Annotated in this window: 23 protein-coding genes; 17 read left to right on the forward strand and 6 right to left on the reverse strand. The window is 42.9% G+C overall.

Annotated features, from left to right (window positions below; all coding sequences use genetic code 11):
• Nucleotides 1-15: 15 nt before the first annotated feature.
• The gene (locus ACKWCA_RS22175) at nt 16-198 is read right to left on the reverse strand and encodes a hypothetical protein (RefSeq protein WP_413980437.1); all 183 of its coding nucleotides are present in this window, start codon (nt 196-198) and stop codon (nt 16-18) included.
• A 234-nt stretch (nt 199-432) separates the two neighbouring features.
• Between ACKWCA_RS22175 and ftsY the strand changes: the two genes are divergently transcribed.
• The 5 genes from ftsY to rimO all read left to right on the forward strand — a co-directional run bounded on the left by ftsY (nt 433) and on the right by rimO (nt 5935).
• Complete coding sequence (gene ftsY, locus ACKWCA_RS22180) at nt 433-1395, forward strand: signal recognition particle-docking protein FtsY (RefSeq protein WP_413980438.1); 963 nt, start codon at nt 433-435, stop codon at nt 1393-1395.
• The gene (locus ACKWCA_RS22185) at nt 1392-2246 is read left to right on the forward strand and encodes a DUF2911 domain-containing protein (protein WP_413980439.1); all 855 of its coding nucleotides are present in this window, start codon (nt 1392-1394) and stop codon (nt 2244-2246) included. The genes ftsY and ACKWCA_RS22185 overlap by 4 nt, the downstream gene beginning before the upstream one ends.
• 12 nt (nt 2247-2258) lie before the next feature.
• Nucleotides 2259-3935 carry an amidase family protein gene (locus ACKWCA_RS22190; RefSeq protein WP_413980440.1) on the forward strand — a complete coding sequence of 559 codons (1677 nt, stop codon included), beginning with the start codon at nt 2259-2261 and terminating at the stop codon, nt 3933-3935.
• Between the two features lie 42 nt (nt 3936-3977).
• Entirely contained in the window at nt 3978-4523 is a 546-nt protein-coding gene (locus ACKWCA_RS22195) for a dihydrofolate reductase family protein (RefSeq protein ID WP_413980441.1), read from the forward strand.
• A 101-nt stretch (nt 4524-4624) separates the two neighbouring features.
• Nucleotides 4625-5935, forward strand: coding sequence for a 30S ribosomal protein S12 methylthiotransferase RimO (gene rimO, locus ACKWCA_RS22200; protein ID WP_413980442.1), 1311 nt, complete (start codon nt 4625-4627; stop codon nt 5933-5935).
• Between the two features lie 126 nt (nt 5936-6061).
• Here rimO and ACKWCA_RS22205 read toward each other — a convergent pair whose 3' ends face one another.
• On the reverse strand, nt 6062-7129 hold the full coding sequence (locus ACKWCA_RS22205; RefSeq protein WP_413980443.1) for a branched-chain amino acid aminotransferase: 1068 nt from the start codon (nt 7127-7129) through the stop codon (nt 6062-6064).
• A 106-nt stretch (nt 7130-7235) separates the two neighbouring features.
• Here ACKWCA_RS22205 and ACKWCA_RS22210 point away from each other — a divergent pair, with 106 nt between their 5' ends.
• From ACKWCA_RS22210 to dnaJ, 5 genes are all read left to right on the forward strand, one after another.
• Nucleotides 7236-7718 (forward strand): DUF4920 domain-containing protein, encoded by a 483-nt coding sequence (locus ACKWCA_RS22210; RefSeq protein WP_413980444.1) that lies wholly within the window; start codon nt 7236-7238, stop codon nt 7716-7718.
• Between the two features lies 1 nt (nt 7719).
• On the forward strand, nt 7720-8385 hold the full coding sequence (gene mnmC2 / locus ACKWCA_RS22215) for a tRNA (5-methylaminomethyl-2-thiouridine)(34)-methyltransferase MnmC2 (protein ID WP_413980445.1): 666 nt from the start codon (nt 7720-7722) through the stop codon (nt 8383-8385).
• 109 nt (nt 8386-8494) lie between these two features.
• The gene (locus ACKWCA_RS22220) at nt 8495-9463 is read left to right on the forward strand and encodes a TIGR01777 family oxidoreductase (RefSeq protein ID WP_413980446.1); all 969 of its coding nucleotides are present in this window, start codon (nt 8495-8497) and stop codon (nt 9461-9463) included.
• Between the two features lie 159 nt (nt 9464-9622).
• Nucleotides 9623-10180, forward strand: coding sequence for a nucleotide exchange factor GrpE (locus ACKWCA_RS22225; protein ID WP_413980447.1), 558 nt, complete (start codon nt 9623-9625; stop codon nt 10178-10180).
• Nucleotides 10181-10189: 9 nt separating this feature from the next.
• The gene (gene dnaJ, locus ACKWCA_RS22230) at nt 10190-11314 is read left to right on the forward strand and encodes a molecular chaperone DnaJ (protein WP_413980448.1); all 1125 of its coding nucleotides are present in this window, start codon (nt 10190-10192) and stop codon (nt 11312-11314) included.
• A 431-nt stretch (nt 11315-11745) separates the two neighbouring features.
• On the opposite strand, the gene ACKWCA_RS22235 is transcribed toward dnaJ, so the two are convergent.
• Together ACKWCA_RS22235 and ACKWCA_RS22240 are read right to left on the reverse strand one after the other, a co-directional pair.
• Nucleotides 11746-14379 (reverse strand): ABC transporter permease, encoded by a 2634-nt coding sequence (locus ACKWCA_RS22235; RefSeq protein ID WP_413980449.1) that lies wholly within the window; start codon nt 14377-14379, stop codon nt 11746-11748.
• A gap of 8 nt (nt 14380-14387) precedes the next feature.
• Entirely contained in the window at nt 14388-14726 is a 339-nt protein-coding gene (locus tag ACKWCA_RS22240) for a PadR family transcriptional regulator (RefSeq protein ID WP_413980450.1), read from the reverse strand.
• A 389-nt stretch (nt 14727-15115) separates the two neighbouring features.
• Between ACKWCA_RS22240 and ACKWCA_RS22245 the strand changes: the two genes are divergently transcribed.
• The 5 genes from ACKWCA_RS22245 (at nt 15116) to ACKWCA_RS22265 (ending at nt 20379) form a co-directional block, all read left to right on the forward strand.
• The gene (locus tag ACKWCA_RS22245; RefSeq protein WP_413980451.1) at nt 15116-16051 is read left to right on the forward strand and encodes an ABC transporter ATP-binding protein; all 936 of its coding nucleotides are present in this window, start codon (nt 15116-15118) and stop codon (nt 16049-16051) included.
• A complete protein-coding gene (locus ACKWCA_RS22250) occupies nt 16044-17384 on the forward strand; it encodes an ABC transporter permease (RefSeq protein WP_413980662.1) in 1341 nt (446 codons plus the stop codon). The genes ACKWCA_RS22245 and ACKWCA_RS22250 overlap by 8 nt, the downstream gene beginning before the upstream one ends.
• Complete coding sequence (locus ACKWCA_RS22255) at nt 17335-18252, forward strand: mechanosensitive ion channel family protein (RefSeq protein ID WP_413980452.1); 918 nt, start codon at nt 17335-17337, stop codon at nt 18250-18252. The genes ACKWCA_RS22250 and ACKWCA_RS22255 overlap by 50 nt, the downstream gene beginning before the upstream one ends.
• 22 nt (nt 18253-18274) lie before the next feature.
• Entirely contained in the window at nt 18275-19150 is an 876-nt protein-coding gene (locus tag ACKWCA_RS22260) for a DUF6268 family outer membrane beta-barrel protein (RefSeq protein ID WP_413980453.1), read from the forward strand.
• Between the two features lie 65 nt (nt 19151-19215).
• Nucleotides 19216-20379, forward strand: coding sequence for a sigma-54-dependent transcriptional regulator (locus ACKWCA_RS22265; RefSeq protein WP_413980454.1), 1164 nt, complete (start codon nt 19216-19218; stop codon nt 20377-20379).
• A 36-nt stretch (nt 20380-20415) separates the two neighbouring features.
• Here ACKWCA_RS22265 and ACKWCA_RS22270 read toward each other — a convergent pair whose 3' ends face one another.
• Nucleotides 20416-21120 (reverse strand): hypothetical protein, encoded by a 705-nt coding sequence (locus ACKWCA_RS22270; RefSeq protein ID WP_413980455.1) that lies wholly within the window; start codon nt 21118-21120, stop codon nt 20416-20418.
• A 197-nt stretch (nt 21121-21317) separates the two neighbouring features.
• On the opposite strand from ACKWCA_RS22270, the gene ACKWCA_RS22275 reads away from it, so the two are divergent.
• Both ACKWCA_RS22275 and ACKWCA_RS22280 read left to right on the forward strand, forming a co-directional pair.
• Complete coding sequence (locus tag ACKWCA_RS22275; RefSeq protein WP_413980456.1) at nt 21318-22202, forward strand: PPK2 family polyphosphate kinase; 885 nt, start codon at nt 21318-21320, stop codon at nt 22200-22202.
• Nucleotides 22199-23569, forward strand: a complete 1371-nt coding sequence (locus ACKWCA_RS22280) for a M20/M25/M40 family metallo-hydrolase (protein ID WP_413980457.1) — start codon at nt 22199-22201, stop codon at nt 23567-23569. Before ACKWCA_RS22275 ends, ACKWCA_RS22280 begins: the two co-directional genes overlap by 4 nt.
• A 39-nt stretch (nt 23570-23608) precedes the next feature.
• Here ACKWCA_RS22280 and ACKWCA_RS22285 read toward each other — a convergent pair whose 3' ends face one another.
• Nucleotides 23609-24751, reverse strand: a complete 1143-nt coding sequence (locus ACKWCA_RS22285) for an acyltransferase family protein (protein ID WP_413980458.1) — start codon at nt 24749-24751, stop codon at nt 23609-23611.
• Nucleotides 24752-24955 lie beyond the last annotated feature (204 nt).

Here is a 24955-nt window from a genome sequence, read left to right on the forward strand (position 1 = left end):
TACACCTTTATTGCCTTACCCTTTTCTCTTCTTGAAGGTATTCGATAGGCTTTCCCCAAGAGATTTCATGGCGCTATCAGCTCCTTTTCGGAATGATTTCCAAGCCTGTTCAGCCACTTTGTCCGTGACTTTTGTGGGGTTCAAACCTATTTCGTCTCGAATCGCAAGTGGCCCCCTGTCCAAGGTAATAACGAACATCGGATTCAAATCAAACCATGGTACTGGATCAGGATTGATTTCGGGTTTGCCGACTCATGGGTCAATACTCGGAATCAAATTGGGCCTTTCTTCAAAAAGGGGAATCAGTATCCTGAGTTTTGCGCATTGACCGGACTTGGGCGTGATATCCAGATAATTCCAGAACCAGTTTTGCTATTGACCTTATAAAATATGTGGCACTTCGCTATCTTTGGTAAAACTTTATATTGCATCATGAGCTTGTTTAAAAATATTTTTTCGTCGAAGAAGAAAGAGACCTTGGATAAAGGATTGGAAAAGACCAAATCCAGTTTCTTTTCCAAAATGACCAAAGCTGTAGCCGGTAAATCAAAGGTTGACGACGATGTATTGGATAATCTCGAAGAAGTTTTGGTAACTTCGGATGTGGGAGTGGAGACTACCTTAAAAATCATTGATCGAATAGAGGATCGTGTTGCCAAAGACAAATATGTAGGTACTGATGAATTGAACACTATTCTTCGCGAAGAGATTGCAGGCTTGTTGTCCGAAACCCATGTTGGCGAGGATATTGAATTCGGTATTCCGAAGGACAAGAAACCGTATGTGATTATGGTAGTCGGTGTCAATGGCGTTGGAAAAACCACCACCATCGGTAAATTGGCGCATCAGTTCAAGCAACAAGGTTTGAAAGTGGTTTTAGGCGCGGGGGATACCTTCCGAGCAGCTGCCATTGATCAATTAGAGGTTTGGGCCAATCGGGTCGATGTACCCATTGTAAAACAGAACATGGGTAGTGACCCGGCATCGGTAGCCTTTGATACCTTGAATTCGGCGGTTAGTCAAGATGCCGATGTGGTCATCATTGATACTGCTGGTCGTTTGCACAATAAGGTGAACTTAATGAACGAGTTGAGCAAGATCAAAAGGGTCATGCAAAAAGTAGTCGACGATACCCCTCATGATGTGCTATTGGTGCTTGATGGGTCAACAGGGCAAAATGCCTTCGAACAAGCCAAACAATTTACGAAGGCCACTGAAGTCACTTCTTTGGCAGTGACCAAATTAGATGGAACGGCAAAAGGCGGTGTGGTCATCGGTATCTCCGATCAATTTCAAATACCGGTCAAGTATATTGGAGTAGGTGAGGGTATTGAGGATCTTCAGGTTTTCAACAAACATGAATTCGTAGACTCCTTTTTTAAAATTGAACAATGAGAGTAGCAGCTTGCCTAGGTTTTTTCTTTTTTTCAGTTGCCTCAATGGGGCAATTAGAACATCCGAAAGCGAGTCCTGCCGCTCAAGTGATCCAGAAAGTGGGTTTTGCCACTATTGAGATAGCGTATTCCAGACCTGCGACGCGAGGAAGAAAGATTTTTGGTGATTTAGTGCCTTATGGACGCATTTGGCGGGTCGGGGCGAATGAATCAACAAAGATTACCGTGGATGCCACAATTGATATTTTGGGAAATGCACTTCCCGCAGGTACCTATGCGCTTTATGCTTTTCCCGAAGCCGACCAATGGGAAATCGTTTTTCATAAGAACACCACCCACTGGGGCGATGGACGGCAGAAATACAACCCTGATGAAGATGCCTTTAGAGTGGTTCTAAAGCCTCAGGAAAGTCAAGAGCATCGTGAGAACTTTTTAATCGCTTTTGACCATATATCCCACGACAGTGCCGATTTGATATTGCACTGGGCGAAAACCAAAATTACGATTCCGCTGAACGTGGATACCCACTCCATCATGGAAGGACAAATTCTATCGAGACTGTCGCAGGATCCAACTGCACAGACGTATTATGAGGCTGCACGATATTATGTTGAACAGGATATAAAACACGCCGTGGCACTTGAGTTTTTGGCCAAAGCATTGGCAATTGGAGGTGATACCTATTATTTTCATCGCGTGAAATCCTTAGCCGAGGCCAAACTCGGCAAGTTGGAAGTCGCTATAGCTTCGGCCGAAAAATCACTACAACTTGCACAGGCACAAGGCAAGGATGAATTTGTTCGCATGAATCAAAAGAATATTGATTTGTGGAACAAGAAGTTGAAAAAGTAAATTCCTGACTCCATGAAAAAACCGCTGTTTTTCCTTTTTTTAGTGCTCGCTTTTTCATGTAAGGAAAAACTAGCCAGTACAAAGGAGGCCGTCACCCTTTGGGAGCCTTATGATGAAACTGAAGAGCTGGCTACCAATCAAGGTCATGAAAATGAGCGGATGCGCTATGCACTAATTCAGTCTAGAGTAAGTGACAAGAATACGGTTTTCCTTCCCTTATATGATGAAGTTTCAAAAGTAACGGAAGTCGAATATGAACGACTGAAGCCCCTGATCTTGGATCAAACGATTTTTAGTTTTCGTGATAGAATCGATAAAGGTGATTTAACCTATGAACAAATCGTTTTGTTCTTTCTCTACCGCATATACGCCTATGAATTGGATACGAACACCACACTGAACACCATTATCGCCTTAAATGAGGATGTGGTGGCACAAGCACGCGCGTTGGACGAAGAAAATGCGGCGGGTAGAGCTCCAAGTTTCAGGCATCCGATATATGGACTCCCTATTTTACTGAAAGACAATATCAATACAGCCGGAATGAAGACCACGGCCGGTGCTGTCGCACTGAAAGACAATGTTGTAGAAGATGCCTTTATCGTCAAGCGTCTCAAGGAAAATGGTGCATTGATTCTGGGAAAGGTAAACTTAAGTGAATGGGCATATTACTTGACTCGACCATGCCCGACAGGGTATAGTGCTATTGGAGGACAGACCTTGAATCCATATGGAAGACGTGTTTTCGATACGGGCGGATCCAGTTCGGGTAGTGGAACGGCGATGGCAGCTGGGTATGCCGTAGCTGCGGTGGGTACCGAAACATCTGGATCGATACTATCACCGAGTAGCCACAATTCAATCGTAGGGTTAAAACCAACAGTCGGACTCTTAAGTCGCACAGGTATAGTGCCGATTTCAAGTACCTATGATACCCCTGGCCCAATGACCCGAAATGTGACGGATAATGCGATTCTGTTATCGGCTATGACGGGGCATGATCTTTCGGATGCCCAATCGGTGAAGGATCATTATCCTGGTATTATTTCCGCGGGCCTCCATCCAGAACCTTTTAAAAACATGCGATTAGGGGCCATAACATCTCTATTGAACAGTGATTCCATTTATCGCAGTACCATTGAAAAATTAAGGGATTTAGGTGTTGAAATTATCGAGTTCAAACCACCAAAGAGGGACCTGACCGGTTTTTCCAATGTTTTGAATATGGATATGAAGAGTGATTTGCCAGAGTATTTGAGGATACATACGCGACCGGAGCAGGTCAAAGTGAAGTCCGTTGCGGATATTGTCGCTTTCAATTCAAAAGACTCGGTGGTTCGAATGCCCTATGGACAAAACCTGTTGAAGGGTATTGTAAGTGATACGACCACTGTGGATGAGGTTGAAAGCCTGAAGGCCAGTCTGGAAAAGAGTGGTCGGAACTTTTTTGATGCGGCCTTGGAGACTCACCAAGTACAAGCTGTTTTGTCGATTAACAACTATCACGCAGGTTATGCCGCGGTAGCTAAATATCCCGCTTTGACGGTCCCAATGGGATACAAAGCGAATGGAGAACCCATAGGCCTGACTTTCATCGGAAGACCGTTCAAGGAAGCTGACTTATTGCGAATAGGTAGAGCGTTTGAGGCGGAATTTCAGCTTCGGAAATCCCCTTCGGGATATGAATAATGACACTTTTAATGCCAACTGCCCATAGCGCAGTAAACCAAAATGAAAAAGAAGAACAGTGTATTCATAGCAACGAGTCTAGACGGTTTTATCGCAGACAAAAATGGTGGAATCGATTGGTTGGATACGATACCCGAAATCAATACAGTAGATTCGGGTTATGCCGAGTTTACTTCCAAAATCGATGCAATGGTCATGGGCAGGGCTACCTTTGAAACGGTTTGTGGTTTCGATATGGATTGGCCGTATCAAAAACCTGTATTCGTGGCGAGTACAAAACTCGATCGAATTCCGGAGGCTTACGCTGGCAAAGCATTTCTTCTAAAAGGCACACTGGTCGAGATGCTCGAAGAGATTTATCGGCAAGGTTACTCCCAACTCTATATCGATGGGGGTAGGCTCATTCAAAGCTTCCTGAAGGAAGACCTGATAGATGAAATGGTCATCACCATTATTCCTGTCTTATTGGGTAGTGGCGCTCCCTTGTTCGGTGAGGTGTCCGAGATGCTACGCTTCGAATGTAAAAAGTCTGTACGCTATGTAGATGCCATAGTTCAGAACCACTTTGTGCGTAAGAGAGATGTTTAGTGATGTACTTGAGGCCTATCTTCCCGTTTTTGGCTTCACACTTCTAAACGCTTGTCGTATTTTTGCAGCTGCCCGAAACCTATAGGGCTTCATTCGACATTATGAGAACGAAAACACTGAAAAAGAACAAGATCAACGTCGTCACTTTGGGCTGCTCAAAGAATGTATATGACTCCGAGGTATTAATGGGGCAGCTGAGGGCCAATAACAAGGAGGTCGTACATGAGCAAGAAGGCAACGTTGTGGTCATCAATACCTGCGGGTTTATCGCCAATGCCAAAGAGGAAAGTGTCAACACCATACTTGAGTACGTGCAGAAGAAGGAGGCAGGTGCGGTAGATAAGGTTTTCGTTACAGGATGTTTAAGTGAACGCTATAAACCCGATTTGCAAAAAGAGATTCCGAATGTCGATGAGTATTTTGGCACCAGCGAACTACCCAACTTGCTGAAAGCCTTAGGAGCTGATTACAAACATGAATTGATCGGGGAACGTTTGACCACAACTCCCAAGAATTATGCGTATTTAAAAATTGCCGAAGGTTGTGATCGCCCCTGTTCTTTTTGTGCGATTCCTTTAATGCGGGGGAAACATCGCAGTAAACCGATCGATGAACTCGTCACCGAGTCGGAGAAACTAGCAGCGAAAGGAGTCAAAGAACTGATTCTCATCGCACAAGACTTGACGTATTATGGATTGGATCTGTACAAAAAGCGAAATCTTGCCGAGCTCTTACGGAATTTGGTAAAGGTCGAGGGAATCGAATGGATTCGATTGCACTATGCCTTTCCCACAGGTTTTCCGTTGGATGTATTGGATGTGATGCGCCAAGAACCCAAAATCTGCAACTATTTGGACATTCCTCTTCAGCACATTTCCGATGCCATACTGAAAAGTATGCGACGCGGTACCACCCAAGCTAAAACCACCAGGTTGCTTCAGGACTTTCGTGCTGCTGTACCTGAAATGACTATTCGCACGACGCTGATTGTGGGATATCCCGGAGAGACCGAAGAAGATTTTGAAACACTCAAGGAATGGGTGACCCAAATGCGATTTGAACGACTCGGCTGTTTTACTTATAGTCACGAAGAAAATACGCATGCCTACACCTTGGTCGATGATGTGCCCGATGAAATCAAACAAGCGCGGGCCAATGAAATAATGGAAATTCAATCACAGATATCCTGGGAGCTCAACCAACAAAAGATAGGGCAGAACTACCAATGCATCATTGACCGCAAAGAGGGGAACTATTTTATAGGCCGAACCGAGTTTGACTCTCCTGATGTAGATAACGAAGTGCTTATCGATGCTACAAAACACTATGTAAAACAAGGCGAATTCTGCAACATCAAGATAACAGAGGCTGCTGATTTCGACTTATACGGTGAACCGGTAGCTGCTAGCTAATACCATCTGAGTAGCTACAGCTGTTTTCGAATCGGCAGTGTAGCACTATTAATCTCGACAAAGAGATAAGTGATAAGTATTCAGTTTTGAAGTGCTGAACCGGGTTGGTTGATTTCGCTCGGGCGATTAAATCTTAAAACGCCAGCCGAATTTGTCTTCACTACGGTTGTATTGAATATCCGTAATGATCTTTTTGAATCGGGTACCATAACTGTCTTCTAATTCGGGTAGATCATAATCCGTGTCGCGATAACCAAATGCAGCTATAGGCGAAATCACGGCAGCCGTACCAGCTCCGAACATCTCTTTTAAGGTGCCTTCTTTTGCGGCAGCCACTACTTCGGTAACGGTTATTTTTCGCACTTCTACGGGTATTCCCAAATCTTCCGCAATAGCGATGACACTTTTGCGGGTGATTCCGTCAAGAATGCGATCACTAGTAGGTCCGGTTATGAGGGTGTCGCCAATGCGCACAAAAATATTCATGGCACCAGCTTCCTCAATATTCTCATGTTCGTGGTCATCGGTCCAAATGACTTGATGATAGCCCTTTTTAACCGCGAGCTGTGTTGGATAAAACTGTCCTGCGTAATTACCGCCTGTTTTCGCATAACCCACTCCGCCGTTGGCAGAACGCGAATACGATTCCTCGATCAAAACCTTGACCTTTCCGGCGAAATAAGCTCCAGAGGGCGCTAAGGCTATAATGAACGTATAGGCATCGGCAGGTGAAGCATGAAATCCTTTCCCTGAAGCGAACATAAAGGGTCGTATGTACATTGCACTTCCAGCGGTAGTCGGAATCCATTTTTCGTCTACCTTTAAGAGTGTTTTTAACCCCTCCATAAAGTATTCTTGAGGTATTTCGGGCATCGACATCCGACTGGCCGAAATATTGAAACGTTTATGGTTATCCTCAGGTCTGAAAAGCCAGATATCGTCAGCCTCGTCCTTGTAGGCTTTCATACCTTCAAAAATAGATTGCCCGTAGTGAAAAATCTTTGCGGACGGTTCCAGACTGATCGGGCCATAGGGAATTATTTTCGGAGCGTTCCAAGCCCCATTTTCATATTCACAGACCAACATATGATCCGAAAAGACACTTCCGAAGGCGAGATTGTCAAAATCTACTTGATCGATTTTCGAGTGCCTTACCTTTTCTATGGCTATTGAATTCTTAAGGGTAGTTTCCATTTAACTAAACTTTGAAAGAATAAAATTAATTAAATATCCCAATCCCCCCTTCTTTTTTCGTTTTAAAATGTCCAATTTTGTAGAAGTCAATAAATAAGTGTCGATTATGAAACAAATTAACATTTTGATCGTATTTCTACTTGCAATTTGCGCTGTTCAGGCACAGAATTCCCAAAACGGGAAATCCTCTTTAGCGTCTTTTGGGGAAGTTATCGAGTCGCAGGGTGCCATGAATACAAAGGAGATGACCTTAAAATATCAACATATGGCCGTAGCCGATACCCTCACGACAAAATTTACCGCAAAGGTGACGGATGTGTGTAAGGCAAAGGGATGCTGGATGAAACTAGAAATGGAAGACGGTAGTAAGACAATGGTCAAATTCAAGGACTATGGGTTCTTTGTACCAAAAGATATTGAAGGGAAAAAGGTTATTGTCAATGGTAAGGCTTTTGTTTCTGAAATGAGTGTTGCGGACCAACGACATTATGCAAAGGATGGTGGTAAGTCTGAGGAAGAGATCGCTCAAATCACCGAACCGAAAAAAACCTACAGCTTCGAGGCTGATGGGGTTTTACTCGAAGAATAGTTTGCGACGCGAGATAATCACCACCGCAGACGGCTCTACCACGATACGGATTGTAGATTGGGAAGAGCAATATCACTCCAAACATGGAGCGATACAAGAAGCCTATCATGTTTTTATAGCGGCCGGGCTCTCCCTTTTCAAAGGACGCACTATTTCTATTTTGGAGATGGGTTTCGGTACGGGCCTGAATGCTTTCATTACCTATTTAGAGGCCCCTATTCTTGACATATCGATTTCGTATCTTGGGGTTGAGGCCTTTCCAGTTGCATCGGAAGAACTAGCGCGGTTAAACTACATTTCCGAACTAAAAGCAGCGGCGTTTTCTAACGATTTTATACGGATGCATGAGGCACCTTGGGAAAAAACGGTATCGATTTCGGAACGCTTTTCGTTGTATAAAATGAAAGAGGATTTTACAAACCTGCAATTTCAAGATCAGTTCGATCTTGTTTATTTTGATGCTTTCGGAGCCCGTGTGCAGCCTGAGTTATGGACCGAAACAATGTTCTCCAAGATGTTCCATTCAATGACGGATAATGGGGTGTTGGTTACCTATGCTGCCAAAGGAAGCGTTCGAAGAGCAATGGAAAATGTAGGGTTTTGTGTTGAACGTTTGCCAGGTCCCCCAGGGAAGCGAGAGATGTTAAGAGCTAGTAAAACAACCTGAATTTCAGTCACTTAGAATTCTGTTAAGAGCCTCCCAAATCTTTAAACAATACTGTTAAATCGACACTAAAAATATGCTTCGCCCCCTTCAAATTGGATATATTTGAATTATGAGGATTTTGATAACAGGAGCTACAGGTTTAATCGGAAGCGAAATCGTCCGTTTATGTCGAGAAAAGAACATCGATGTACACTACTTGACCACGCGAAGTAGTAAGTTGATATCAGCCGATGGATACCGGGGCTTTTTGTGGAACCCTAATAAAGGCGAGATCGACGGAAATTGTTTCGAGGGGGTCTCGGCGATTATCAATTTGGCCGGTGCAAGTATTTCAAAACGTTGGACGGAGTCTTACAAAAGGGAGGTATTGAATAGTAGAATCAATTCCATTAAAACGCTTCATAATGGACTTCGCAATATAAATACGAATCAAATCACCTCTTTTGTTTCGGCTTCCGCCATAGGTATTTACCCCACATCCTTATCTAACTTTTATGCGGAAGATCACACTCAAGTAGATGCTAGTTTCTTGGGTGAGGTGGTCGAAGCTTGGGAAGGGGCGTTGAAACCTCTGGAGAAATATGGGTTTAGTTTGGCCAAGATCCGTATTGGTTTGGTCATGTCATCCGAAGGAGGGGCATTGCCAGAGATGGCTCGACCTGTAAAATACTTTGCTGGCTCTGCCATAGGTAGTGGTCAACAATGGCAATCTTGGATTCATATTACCGATTTGGCCCGAATTTTTCTTTATGCGGCAGAACATCAATTGCAGGGTGTCTACAACGGCGTTGGCCCGAACCCGGTAACAAATGCGAAGCTGGTAAAAGAAATCGCCAAGGTGTTGAAAAGACCACTGTTCTTGCCGAATGTTCCAAAGTTCGCACTACGATTACTATTGGGTGAAATGTCTTATATCTTGTTCGCCAGCCAACGGGTAAGTAGTAAAAAAATAGAGGAAGCTGGTTTTATCTTCCAATATCAGAACGTTTGTAGGGCTTTAGAACAAATCTATCCGCAAAAAGCCAAAGCGTACAAGCATGGCCTTAACACCACTGAGGACACTAAGGAGTACGTATAGCACTACCTTTACCGCGTTTAATTCTATTAGTTCTTCCATCTTACAATGAGAAGCCAAAGGTGGAGTTTCCCCTGTATTTTTTAATGACATTTTGACATTTCTAAAGATTTGGCAGTACTTTTGCCACCTCAAAGACGAAAGTTAAAATGCAGTACTACAATGAGTGAAAAAACGAAGTCCGAAGAAGTGGATGAGACACTGGTGGATAAGGAGATTCAAGAAGAGCAAAAGGAACAAAGCGAAGCTGAAGAAGTTGTTGAGGAACAATCGGCAGAAGAAAAGTTGAGAGAAGAACTAGCCTCGGAAAAAGATAAGTTTCTTCGCCTCTTTGCTGAATTCGAGAATTATAAGAGAAGAACATCCAAAGAACGTATCGAACTGTTCAAGACGGCCGGTCAAGAAGTCATTGTTTCGCTATTACCGGTAATGGACGATTTTGATCGGGCAATCAAAGAGCTCGCCAAATCAGAGGATAAAGAAATGTTCAAGGGTGTAGAACTGATCAGCAATAAATTCAAGGAAACCCTTAAAAACAAGGGGCTGGAAGAAGTTGGTGTCAAACAGGGCGACAAATTCGATGCGGAAGTACACGATGCGGTCACCCAAATACCTGCGCCTAGTAAAAAGCTGAAGGGCAAGATTGTCGATGTTATCGAGAAAGGCTTTAAACTGGGAGATAAAATCATTCGTCACCCCAAAGTGGTGGTCGGAAATTAATAGAAACGGATGAAAGAAGATTATTATGATATCTTAGGAATCGATAAAAGTGCCTCGGCAGCCGAAATTAAAAAGGCATATCGAAAAAAGGCGATCCAATATCACCCGGATAAGAATCCCGATGACCCTAAGGCGGAAGAGTTGTTCAAGAAAGCTGCTGAAGCCTATGAAGTTTTGAGCGACCCGAATAAGAAAGCACGCTACGACCAATATGGGCATGCTGCTTTTGAAGGCGGCGGCGGTTTTGGCGGCGGTGGCATGAATATGGATGATATCTTCAGCCAATTCGGAGACATTTTTGGAAGTGCATTCGGTGGTGGCGGTGGCTTTAGCGGTTTCGGTGGCTTTGGCGGCGGCGGTCAACGCCGGGTTAAAGGGAGTAACCTTCGAATACGCGTTAAATTGTCTTTGGATGAAGTCGCCAACGGAGTCGAAAAAAAGGTTAAAGTACGGCGAAAAGTACAGGCTGACGGGGTCACCTATAAAACGTGTTCTACCTGTAATGGTCAAGGGCAGGTCACGAAAATACAAAATACGATATTAGGGAGAATGCAAACTGCGGCCACCTGTACCACTTGTGCGGGTAGTGGCCAGATTATCGATAAAAAGCCCAATGATGCAGATGGGCAAGGGCTAAAAGTGGCCGAAGAAACGGTGTCTATCAATATTCCTGCGGGAGTTGAAGAAGGCATGCAATTAAAAGTGCCCAATAAAGGTAACGAAGCCCCTGGTAATGGAATTCCAGGTGACCTGTTGGTGGCGATTGAAACCGTTGATCACGCGACTTTGAAGCGTGAGGGCGACAATTTGCATTATGATCTTTATATCAGTCTTTCAGATGCGGTATTGGGTACCTCAAAGGAAATAGATGCAGTAGGGGGCAAGGTGCGAATCAAATTGGAACCAGGTATCCAATCTGGTAAAATATTACGCCTCAGGGGAAAAGGGATATCCAGTCTAAACGGTTATGGTAGCGGAGATCTACTGGTACATGTAAATGTTTGGACCCCAAAGGAGCTGAATAAAGAGCAACGCGATTTTTTTGAGCGTATGCGAAACAACGAAAATTTTGAACCAAGACCCGAAAAATCGGACAAATCGTTTTTTGAAAAAGTTAAAGATATGTTCTCTTAACACATATTATTAAGAGATTTAAATAAAAAACGTATATTTGATTCATTGTTGGGCAACCAACAATAATTTTCTTTTTCATAGCAATTTTTTTCCCATCCTTGATTCTTTCGAGGGTGGGTTTTGTTTTTGTGGTGTTGGGTGAATAGAACGCGGAGCCTTTCGATTTGCTAAGCCGTGCATTGTTTCCTTTACGGGATGTATCTGGGCACTCTTGTTTTAAACTATGGGTTATGACCAGTTTGATAATTTAGATATATTGATTGCGATAGTAAGATATCGATCAAGCCGAGTTTAGGAATCGATATAGAAGGATAGTCCCATGATTCGCTTCTTGTTCAGCCGTCTTGCGATTACTAAGTACCATATGACTTTTTGAAATCAGTGTGTTGGGGTTTTTGAGATATCCATTCAATGATGACCGAAAGGCCGAGTCATTCCGTTTTCAAACTTTTAGCGGGATCGTTCAAGGCCGCTTTGATCGATTGAAAGCTTACGGTCAAAAGGGTAATCCCCAAGGTGCCAAAGGCGGCCGATGCAAAAATCCACCAGCTCAATTCCGCACGATAGTTATAGTCTTGAATCCATATGCTCATATAGTAATAGCCAATGGGTATGGCAATACAGCAGGAAATAAGTACCAAGGTGACAAAATCTTTCGACAGTAATCTCCAAAGGCTAAGTACGGATGCTCCGAGCACTTTTCGAACCCCGATTTCCTTGGTTCGTTGTTCGGCTATAAAGGCTGAGAGGCCAAAGATGCCCAAACAACTGATGCAAATCGCCAACAAGGCAAAAAAGGTTGCCAATTTACCCATACGTTCTTCATCTACGAAATTTTGGGCGTACTCATCATCTAAAAAAGTATAGGAGAACAAACTTTTTGGATCATATTGGTTGAATACTTTTTCAATATGGGCGAGGGCCTCTTTTGTCTGTCCTTCGTTTGCAAGTTTGATATTGATGAAGCTCAGGAATCGGCCATAGTGTAGGGTGAAGATAGTAGGCCGCACTTGCTCATAAGGAGAACGCGTGACCATATCCTTGACCACGCCTATAATCTTGAAAGGACCCATGGTTCCCCATTGCACCATTTCACCGACCGGATTTTCAAGACCCATGTATTTCACTGCAGTCTCGTTGACGATAAAGGCCAGAGAGTCGCTTTTGAAATCACGTGAAAAATCGCGTCCTTGTTTGATTTCCCAATCGATCATTTCTCCGAAACCATGAGTGGATCTCAAGGTGTTGAATTCTTCGCTCATTGCAGGGTCTTTGCCTTTCCAGTCAAAACCGCTATTGGTCGTAAACGTGCCGGTAATCAGCACATCGGATGCAGCTACTTCCTTCACATCGTTTGATCGTAAAAGCGCTTCACGTATTGTTTCAAAACCGTTGCGTACCTCTGGGTCGTTGATGGGTACATAAACCAATTGCTCCTTATCATAGCCAAGAGGTCTTTCCTTGACATGTTTTAATTGTCGGTAGATCGAAACGGTTCCGATAATCAGAATCACTGAAATAGTAAACTGAAAAATGACCAATACCTTTCTAAAATTGGAAGCGCCTTGTCCACCGCTGAAGGTGCCCTTGAGCACTTGAACAGGTCGAAAAGACGAAAGGTAAAAAGCCGGATAGCTTCCAGCAATGAATCCGGTAATGATAACGAACAATAAGTATAGCAACCAAAACCACGGACTTGCATAAGGAATTCCGACCGTCTTTCCGGTCAAATCATTAAAGAAGGGCAACCCGATCAAAACCAGTAGTAATGAGATGATAAAAGCCAAAAAGACAACCAGTTGTGATTCCATCTGAAATTGGAGTACCAATTGATTTTTCAACGAACCTATTGTTTTTCTAATACCGACCTCTCTGGCCCGTTTAACCGATTTGGCAGTACTCAAGTTCATAAAGTTGATACAGGCCAACAAAAGAATGAAGATGCCAATGATTCCGAACATCCAAACACGTTGAATCGCTCCACCGGTATTCACACCATTTTCAAAACGGGAATACAGATGCCATTTTTTCATAGGATGCAAATGGATAGTCGGTCTCGTTTGCGTACCAAAATTCCCTTCATCCTTGATATTATCGTATTTCGCATCTTTGATCAAGGTGGAAACTTTGGCCATGTCGGCACCGTCCGCTACTTGCACATAGGTTTGAAACCAGTTGTTGCCCCAACCTAAGCGCTCCTCAAAATTCGCTGTAGTGTTCAGTAACTCCCAAGGCGCAATAAAAGTAAGATCGGCGAAATCGGAATTTTGAGGTAGGTCTCTGTAGACACCGCCGACACGTGCTTCCATCCCTGTGCCGATCCGTACGGTTTGACCCATAGGGTCTTTAGATCCGAACAACGCCTTGGCAGTGGTTTCGGACAATAACATGGATGTAGGGTCTTCAAGTGCCTGCCTACTACCTTTTACCATTTGAAGGGATAGCATATGCACGATGCCGGGCTCCATGAAGTTACCGGCTCGTGAGATTTTAGTCTCATTTTGTTCGCCTACTGATAAAAGTTGATCATTTATGAATGAGCTTAAGACCACATGGCTAAAATGATCGTTGTATATGGTTCGGAGAACAGGGGCCAACTGCATCGGTTGGTTGACGGCCGTCTTTACTTCTCCACTGAATGTCTGCGTTTGCATTACCTGTGCAATATTGTCATAGTTTTCGAACTCTTGGTTATAGGAGAGCTCACCATATACCCATATACCTATAAGTATGGTTGCTGCCATGCCTAAGGCAAGCCCACCGATATTCAGGAGTGAATACCATTTGTCGGCTAACATATTGCGATACCCTATTTTGAAGTGACTTTTGTACATGCTATAATTCATAGTGGTCATTGAAATTGTTTTTTTAAGGGCAAAAGGCCGCAAATAGTTTATGACTTGGTAATAGTAGTTTAGCGTAGCCCGGAAAGAAGAATATTGGTTTAAGTCCATATGGAACTTTTCCTCAAGATCTCCTAATACCTCTTCCGTCAATTCGGCTCTGACAAGCCATTTTAAAAGGCTTGCTGCTCGTTTTGGCGGTATGTTTTTGTGATGGGACATCGAAGTTGTTATACTTGGAAGGTGAATTTTGTAAGTGCCGGGTATTGACTCCAGAGCGAAGTTCTTAGTTCCCTTGATGCAATCAATGCTTTTTGGCCGCTGGCCGAAATAGTATATATTCTTTTCCTCCTTCCCCCTCGCAAGGCGGTTGGTTTCCCTATTTCAGAGGTTAGAAACCCTTTTTTGCTCAATCGGTCCAAAGTAGAATGGGTCGCTCCAATGGAAACGGATTTTCCGGTCTGGGATTCAAATTCTTCCGCTATTCGCAACGAGTAGGCTTGTTCTTCAAGAATGCCCACCAACAACAGTATGATTTCTTCAAATTCTCCTAATCGTGCTTCTTTCATGGTCAAAACATTTTTAAGTGGAAGTACTTTTAATGATTGTATAATACTAGATTGTAGAACAAATATAATAGAATTATTCTTTTATTCTACAATTTAGAAAGTAATTAATAATTCTATGCATTCGAAAGAGGGTAAAAAGCCGATAAATCGGATCGCCTTCACGCACCGATCGTTTCGAGAATTCCCGCTACCAAAAAAGAATGTTGTAACGCAAAGGTATCATGTGTTTTGTTGAGCGCCATAGTCGATACCGATTGCGAAATGGATGTTGGTAAAAAAGAAGGGGGATCTTTTGCGAACGTGACCCTTTCCCAGTTTCGATTGTTAGTTTGTACCATAACTTTTGACCGTATGGTGACTCTTTTGCTATCTTTGACAAAATTGCCTGCATGAACAACATTTTGGTTACGAAGGGGGTTACCAAGCGCTTCGGAAAACATACGGCACTGCACAACGTATCCCTTGAAATTCCAAAAAACAGTATCTACGGATTACTAGGCCCCAATGGCGCCGGAAAAACGACCTTGATCCGTATTATCAATCAAATTACCTATCCTGATCAAGGGGAAGTGTTTTTTGACGGAGAACCTTTAAACCCCAGACATATTGCCATGATCGGTTATTTACCTGAAGAAAGAGGTTTGTATAAGAAGATGAAGGTAGGCGAACAGGCACTTTACCTTGCACAGCTAAAGGGACTTTCAAAGGCTGAGGCGAAAAGAAGACTAAAGTATTGGTTTGACCGCTTGGAAATAGGGGATTGGTGGAACAAAAAAATACAAGAACTTTCAAAGGGCATGGCACAAAAAATACAGTTCATCGTTACCGTGCTACATGAACCGAAACTGTTGATATTCGATGAACCCTTTAGTGGTTTCGATCCTATAAACGCTAATGTCATCAAAGATGAGATACTGCATTTGAGGGAAAAAGGAGCCTCTATTATCTTCTCGACGCATCGTATGGAATCTGTAGAGGAGCTTTGTGAATATATCACCCTACTACACCAGTCTGAAAAGATTTTGGACGGTCGTTTATCGGATATAAAAAAGGCCTATAAAAACAATATTTTCAATGTCGGTCTAGAAACACCAAATGGGGAAACGTTGTTGAAAGAGCTTTCCGAGAAGTTCGAAATTATGGCTTCAGCCTATGACACAAACCAGCAGCAATTGAATTTTACCCTACAATTGCCCTCCAATGAATCAAGTGAGCTTTTGACTTATCTTTCCGCCAGGGCCAATGTGAATAGCTTCATAGAGACGGTACCTTCAGCAAATGAAATCTTCATCCGAACCGTTCAAAGTAAAAATGGCCATGTATAAGCTTCCATTGATCATCAAAAGAGAGTATTTGGCGAAGGTCAGGAACAAATCCTTTGTGATTATGACCTTTTTGAGTCCCATATTAATGGTGGCCATGGTGGTGCTCATAGCCTACTTGACCCAACTGAACGATAATGAAAAGAGGGTGATTGCGGTGCTGAATGAAAGCGATTATTTTTCCAATGCTTTTTTGACCACCGAGAGCACCTCATATATTGATTTTAAGGGAATCGATTTGGAAAAAGCTAAAGATTCTACTTCAAATCTTGGGTATTATGGGCTGCTGTATATCCCTGATGCCGCCCATTTGGAACAAGTGGCCGATGGTACTTTTTTTTATTCCAAAGATGCTCCGAGTACAATGGTGCTTGGTGCGTTGGAATCTATTTTTGAAGAACGTCTTCGGCAACAACGATTGGTTCGTTTGGGAGTATCCAGCGAAGATTTTGCAGCCATTGACAACGGCTATGAAATCAAAATCTCCACCTTTGCCGGGGAACAGAATTTAAAAGGAATCAATGAAATCAAAGCTTTCATTGGTGGGGCCTTCGGGTACTTGATTATGATGTTCATCATTATCTACGGAGGTTTTGTAATGCGAAGTGTCATCGAGGAGAAAACGAGTCGGATCATAGAGGTCATTATATCTTCGGTGAAGCCCTTTCAGCTAATGATGGGCAAGATCATAGGCACGGCACTGGCCGGGATTACGCAGTTCGCAATTTGGGTCATATCTGGCGCGATTCTTTTTGTGGTTGCCTTTGCAATTTTCGATATTGATCCCGGTATCATGTCCGGTGGCCCGGAGTTACCTTCGGGTATGGGCGCTGAGATGGCTCCGAATCTAGCAAACGATACTGAATTGGCCGAAGGGTACCTGAAGGAACTCTTTCGACTTCCACTTGCCCTATTGCTCATTTCTTTTGTAGTGTATTTTGTGCTAGGCTACCTTATCTATAGCTCGATATACGCAGCAATTGGCGCGGCAGTGGACAATGAAACGGATACGCAACAGTTCATATTTCCGATAATCATGCCGCTTATGCTTGCCATTTATGTAGGGTTCTTTTCGGTATTCAATAATCCCCATGGGCCCATAGCCGTAGGGTTTTCATTGTTTCCGCTGACATCGCCTATCGTAATGTTGATGCGATTGCCCGGTGGGGTGGGAGAAGGCGGCGTACCTTTATGGCAGTTCATTGCTTCTATTGTATTGCTGCTTATCACCTTTGTAGGTATCGTCTGGTTGGCAGCGAAAATTTATCGTGTGGGTATTTTGATGTATGGCAAAAAACCCACCTATAAAGAACTTTTTAAATGGCTACGCTATTGATATGGATAGATTAGAGAACATAGTACATGCTATTGGCGAGTTTTTAAATTGGAAAATTTACGATAGTGAGACCATTCACATCACCGTAGGTACTTTTTTCGCTATAATCATTTCCATAATCATAGTGACCTATTTGCTGCGGTTTGTTAATTCCTTGGTCAGCAGAAAACTGCCCGCAGAGGACAAGAACAAATTCGAAAGTATTTTCGGTTTTGTCAAGTACCTGTTCTACATTTTGGCCGTAGTGACCGTATTGCATTCTTCAGGAGTGAACCTTACGGTGTTGCTGACCGCCTCCGCCGCTCTTTTTGTTGGATTGGGTTTCGCCCTGCAATACTTGTTTCAAGATATCATATCCGGTATCTTGATTATTTTAGACCAATCATTACACGTAGGTGATATCATCGAAGTAGAAAACAAGGTGGGGCGTGTTTTTGAAATACGACTTCGCACGACTAGGGCCTTGACACGTGATGATAAGGTAATTGTGATTCCCAATCACAAATTTTTGACCGATAGTATCTATAATTATACCCAGAACCATCGAACTACACGTGAAACCGTACGCGTTGGGGTCGCATATGGTAGCGATGTTAACTTGGTGACCGATTTACTTCTTGAAGCTGCAAAGCAACAGCAGAGTATTCTCAAAAGACCTGAACCATTTGTGCTATTTGAGGATTTTGGAGATTCCGCACTTTTATTCTCGTTGAATTTCTTTATCACCGATAGCTTCAGCGACCCCAAGATAAAAAGTAAGGTTCGCTATGCTATCGATACTAAATTCAGGGAAAATCACGTTACTATTCCGTTCCCTCAGCGTGATGTCCATCTTTATCAAACCACATCACCGGGGCAAGAGCAATAAGGGGCAACAAGGAAATATCCTCATGAAAAAACACTTTTTAGGCTGTTTATTTTTTCTAGGGATTCTACTGTCCAACGCCCAGACCCCTGACCTCGTACGACTTGAATACACGGTAATTCCGGAGAATGACTCCGGTATACAAACATCACGCTATCGAGCAGTATTAAATGCACCCCTGAAATTAAGTGATCGCGACGATTATTTTGTCATAGGCGGCGAATACAATGAGTATCATTTTGATGTGAATAGGCCGCTACCTTTTGAGTCGAATTCGCTGGAAACGCTCCATATTATAGATTTGAACCTGGGATACACCTTTAAGGTTACTGAAGATTGGAGGTTCATCGCCGCGATTGTTCCCAGACTTGCCTCAAATTTTGAAATTGGGATCGAGAACAATGATTTCAGGTTAAACGCCTCTGTCGCTTTTATGAAAGAACGTAAAAACATAGACAAACCCTATCGTTTTGTTTTTGGCCTTTCGTACAATAGTGCTACAGGTCTTCCATTTCCATTACCGCTCTTAAATTACAATAAAAGATTTCATCCCAATTGGTCCTATTCCGTTGGTGTGCCCCGTTGGGATATCAAATATCACAGTGATAATAAAAAGCACGTGACACAAGCGGCACTATTTTTGGATGGATATTTCGTGAACATACAAAACGATGTATTACTGCCCAATGACGTCGTGGGTACATCGATTTCACTTTCGGCCCTGGTGAGTGCGGTAGGATATCAATATAAGTTCACCAAAGAAATATCGGTTTATGGCCTTGTCGGGTATTCATTGGTACAAGAAGGGCTAATAAGGGATGGTAATAGAAATAGGGCATTTATCTTGAATAACCAAGGAAATATCTATCTTAGAACAGGTTTTAAAATAGGAATCTTTTAATATACGCTTCCATTGGTTTAGACCGGATCGGCGACCAATTGAGAACACAAAACAAACAATAGCACATGTCAAAAATACTGGTAGTTGAAGATGAAGCGGCCATTCGAAGGGTTTTGGTCAAGATTCTTTCTGAAGAAAGTGATACCTATGAGGTTGAAGAAGCGGAAGATGGTCTAAAAGGTCTAGAATCGGTTAAGAACAATGATTATGACCTTGTATTGTGCGATATTAAGATGCCCAAAATGGATGGGGTCGAAGTTTTGGAAGCGGCAAAAAAGATAAAACCAGAAGTGCCCTTTATTATGATATCAGGCCATGGTGACCTCGATACTGCGGTTAATACCATGAGGGCTGGTGCTTTTGATTACATTTCCAAACCGCCGGATCTAAATCGATTATTGACTACCGTACGCAATGCCCTTGATCGCAAAGAATTGGTCGTCGAAAATAAGATCTTGAAGAAAAAGGTCAGTAAGAATTATGAGATGGTGGGTGATAGTAAAGAAATTACGACCATCAAAGACATGATAGAAAAAGTGGCGCCCACCGATGCACGTGTGTTGATTACTGGATCCAATGGTACCGGTAAAGAGCTCGTCGCGCACTGGATTCATGAAAAGAGTCCCCGAAGTTCAGCACCTTTCATCGAGGTCAACTGCGCGGCAATCCCCTCAGAACTTATTGAGAGTGAGCTTTTTGGACATGTGAAGGGGGCATTTACCTCTGCGGTGAAAGATAGGGCCGGCAAGTTTGAAGCTGCCAACAAAGGCACCATTTTTCTGGATGAAATAGGAGATATGAGTCTCTCGGCACAAGCGAAGGTGCTCAGGGCGTTACAGGAGAGCAAGATTTCCCGTGTCGGTTCCGATAAGGATATCAAAGTAAATGTGAGAGTGGTGGCGGCGACCAACAAAAACTTGAAAAAGGAAATCGAAGAGGGCAGGTTCCGTGAAGACCTGTATCACAGACTGGCGGTCATCTTAATAAAGGTTCCCGCGCTGAACGACCGTCGGGACGACATCCCCAAATTGATAGCCCATTTTTCCTTAAAAATAACAAGTGAGCAGGGGATGGCTCCAAAAACCTTTTCAGATAAGGCGGTAAAGCTTCTAAAAGCTTATGATTGGACCGGAAACATACGTGAATTAAGAAATGTTGTCGAACGTTTGATCATTCTTGGTGGCGAGGAAGTATCGGAAGAAGATGTGAAATTGTTCGCTAGTAAATAAGCGGCCCATTATCACATCCGTCATAGGAGAGCGTGCTTATTTTGAATAAGATGTGTCACAATCTTCCAATGCTTTGATGGCCTCTGCTGTAATCTCTTGGGTTCGCAGATTATAGTATTTTTTACCCTCTGACAAGTTGGGTTTCAAAAGTTCTTGTTCGCAGATTTTAAAGACCCTTTCCGCATAGGCTCGGGCATCTTTACAGTTGACCGAGGTTACAATTTTTTGAAGTGATTCCTCATACGGTATCAAAGAGTCATCGATCATGACTCGTAATTCCTGTCCTTGTAGTTGGATCGCAGACCAGTCCTTTTTCCCTGATTCTTGAGTACGCTGCAAGGTAGGATCGTTGCTCAATTCCACGTTTTCATGTAAATGGTGTCTTTCGATCGCTTCTAAACTGAATACTACCTTTTTATACGCTTCCATTAAAAGTACTTGCGCATTTTCGATTGAAGTCGCTTTGGTTGCCTTCTTAAGGTGATATTGGCTTTCCTCTATATTGATCAGGGCCTGTTCACAACCACATTCTTCAAGTTGTTTCCTCAGCTTATAAATGGCTTTAATAGCCTTGTACGTGATAAATTTGGCCTTATTAAGATTGTTGTCGTCCAGCGCCAATTGGGTTTGAGTCTTTACATACCCAATATTGGAACCTGCATATTCGCAAGCCTCACTGGTTTTGAATGAAGCGCATAGGCCAATAGCCAATACGGATAACACAATGTAAAGTGTTTTCATAATGTAGGTATTTAGGGTGTAATATTTGGGTGTATTACGAAGATAAAATTACCTAATTAGGGGCCTTGCTCCCTAGTTTTTTCGATAGAACACGCGCTGTTTGAGGTATTTTGGATGAACTGGTCATAACCGGAGTTGAATGGTCATTTTTTTTAACATTATCTGCATTTCACCGATAAAATATTTTATATTCCGTTATGGATAAAGTAGAGTTGACCCACTATAAAGTGGAAAAAGAAGTAAAACTATCGGATTTTGAGACAGTTACAAATCTTGGTGTGTCAGATAAAGAACTGAAACGTGGCTTAGAGAATATCAGGGAGGAGCTCGGTGATTTTCAGGATACCTTGTATGCCCATGATAGGTACAGTGTACTTATTTGCATTCAAGGCATGGATACGGCGGGTAAAGATAGCCTGATTCGAGAAGTTTTTAAGGATTTCAATGCCCGCGGAGTGGTAGTGCATAGTTTTAAGGTGCCAACAGCGCTTGAATTAGGTCATGATTATATCTGGCGACATTACATTGCCTTGCCTGAAAAAGGGAAATTCGGGGTCTTCAACCGTACCCACTATGAAAACGTTTTGGTGACCAGGGTACATCCTGAGTATATTTTGGGAGAACGAATTCCAGGAATCCAGAAGGTAAGCGATATTGATCAGAAATTTTGGGATAAGCGGTTTGAACAAATCAATAATTTCGAACGCCATATCGCCGAAAACGGGACGATTATTTTTAAATTTTTCCTTAACCTATCAAAGGAGGAGCAACGTCAACGTCTCTTGAGACGATTGGCACTCAAACGAAAAAATTGGAAGTTTTCACCAGGCGATTTAAAAGAGAGGGCACTTTGGACAGAGTATCAGAAATACTACGAAGAGGCAATCAACAAAACATCAACTTCCCATGCACCTTGGTACGTAATTCCGGCCGATAACAAGAAAGCGGCACGTGTCGTGGTGGCGACGATCTTGTTGGAAGAGTTAAAAAAATACGAAGATATCAAGGAACCTGAGCTAGCCGATAAAATAAAGGCTAATTTAGAGCATTATAAAAGCCAGTTGGAAAACGAAAAAGAATGAGAAAATTATATGTTGTAGTATTTCTGATCACACTTCAAATGACCGCTCAAAAGGAAGATGGTGAACAGTTGCGGGCTATTTACGATGCGGCCTTGGTCGAAGGCAAGTCGTATGGATGGCTCAATCATTTGTCCAATCAAATCGGAGGAAGATTATCCGGGTCCGTTCAAGCGCAACAGGCCGTTGATTATACAAAGGCTCAATTGGATTCCTTAGGATTGGACCGCGTCTGGTTGCAGCCGGTGATGGTACCAAAATGGGTGAGAGGTACCCCTGAATTCGCATATATCGAAACCTCGCCGGGCGTAACAAGTAATGTGCCCATATGTGCCTTGGGTGGTTCGGTAGCTACAGGTGGTAGAGGAATAAAGGCCCAAGTAATCGAAGTAAGTGGTATTGAGGAATTGGAGGCCTTGGGTAAGGAAAAGATTTCGGGTAAGATCGTCTTTTTCAATCGCCCTATGGAGGCAACGCTTATCAATACTTTCGAAGCTTATTCAGGTTGTGTCGATCAGCGATACTCAGGTGCTGCCGAGGCTTCCAAATATGAGGCCCTAGGGGTTATTGTACGTTCGATGACCCTAAGTCAGGATGATTATCCGCATACAGGTTCTATGGGGTATGGGGATGTTCCCGTACAAGAGCGGATACCCGCTGCTGCCATAAGTACCAATGGGGCCGACTTTCTAAGTACGACCTTAAAACTGAATCCTGAATTGAACTTTTTTTTCAAGTTGAATTGCAAGCAATTGGATGATGTGGAGTCTTTCAATGTAATCGGTGAGATTAAAGGAAGCACCCATCCCGAAGAAATCATGGTAGTCGGGGGGCATCTCGACTCATGGGATTTAGGCGATGGTGCTCATGATGACGGAGCCGGTTGTGTACAGAGTATGGAAGTGTTGCGGCTTTTAAAGGAAACCGGCTATCGACCGAAACGAACCATTCGTGTCGTACTTTTTATGAACGAAGAAAACGGTTTGAGAGGCGGAAATAAATACGCGGAGGTAGCTCAAAGCAAAAACGAAAAACATGTATTCGCTCTGGAAAGCGATTCGGGTGGATTTACGCCAAGGGGTTTTTCTTTCGATTGTTCCGAGGCGAATTTGAAAAAGGCCCAAGGATGGTCCGAGCTGTTTGAACCCTATAATGTACATTGGTTTAAGAAGGGGTTTGCTGGTGCCGATATTGGGCCATTGAAAAACGAAACTATGGTAATGGCCGGTCTCAGACCTGATTCACAACGTTATTTTGACCATCACCATGCTGAAAATGACACTTTTGAACATGTCAATAGAAGAGAGTTGGAATTAGGGGCGGCGTCGATGGCAAGTTTGATGTATCTCTTTGACAAGTACGGCTTTTGATTTGACGCTCGAATCAAAACTTAGCGTCTAGCGCAGGCCTCACTTTTTGAATGCATTTCTGCTAATGGGGTTAATTTTGGTGGCGATAGCAGCATTGGTATCTGCACTGCGGTTGGAGATGACGTTCAGGAAGGTTTCTAATGCCCGATTCAAAAATTTCGTTGTCCAAGGAGCTACCCATCGTACGATCAAGAATGATGCGGCGAGCATTAAGATGAACGTACCACCTAAAAGTACATATTTGTTTACGTCGTACATGAGGTTGTTGAAGATAATGTACCCTATTCTTTGATGAAGCAAATACAACGGGTAAGTGAGCAGACCGAGGGTAAAAAAGTAGGGTTTGTTCAGCCATTTTAGCTTACCGAGAACAACGGATAACATCAAAAGATAAACGGCCAGCAGTACTAGAATTACGATTGTATCCGAAATATCAGTTTGAAAGTATGCCCGAGATTCGGCCACATAGATCAGTCGATGATATATCGTCAATGCAAAACAAACTACTAAGCCTATCCCATTCTTTGCAGTAAGTCTTTTCGACTTGAAGATTTCACCCATTATGATACCAGCGGCAAAGGCCGATGACCATTTGAACATTAAGAACAGATCGACCACTTTTACGAGAAAAATATGTTGCACGAATGGATATAATATACTCAACACCAACCACCAATAGGCAAGATTGACGATTTTGATTTTTTTAAACCGGTACACAAGAAGATAGGCCATTGTCAGGCAATAAAACCTGACCTCTACTGACATGGTCCAATAGGCTCCGTCTAGAGGCTGGATGTTCAAAAAATCTTGAAGTAGAAGAAGGTTGAAGATCAACTGACTCCAGCTGGCCGTAAATCTTGGTTCCCCATATAGTATAGTTACGGCATAAGTGACACAAACACATAGCCAGTACACCGGGAATATGCGCATTGTTCTTGACTTAAAAAAAAAGCCCAGTGATTTATTCCTAACGGAAAGAAAAATTACAAAACCACTGATTATAAAGAAGAGATCAATGGCAACAAAACAGTATTTGACCCATTCGCCACCGAGTTCCAGTAGATTCAAATGGGTTAAGTTATCCGCTTTGTAACCTCTAAACAAATAATGAACACAAACAATACCGACAGCCGCAATGAATCTGAATAGATCGATTTGATGAATACGTTCAGTTCTTGACATGGTCAATGAATCAGGGGATTTGAACTTGGAAAACTATAGCGGATAATCCAAATAATGTAAATAATCGGACATACGCGCTTCACAAATCGTCAATCGGTAATTTCGAGAGGACTGTTTCACCGTGTAAAGTAGGGCAATTCCGTTTATCGATGATAACTTCAGTTTCCAAATGAGCTGTGTTAACGTAAATATCTCTACCTTTGC

Origin of the sequence: Maribacter corallii (genome assembly GCF_047345415.1) — a bacterium.
Classification (GTDB): Bacteria; Bacteroidota; Bacteroidia; order Flavobacteriales; family Flavobacteriaceae; genus Maribacter_C.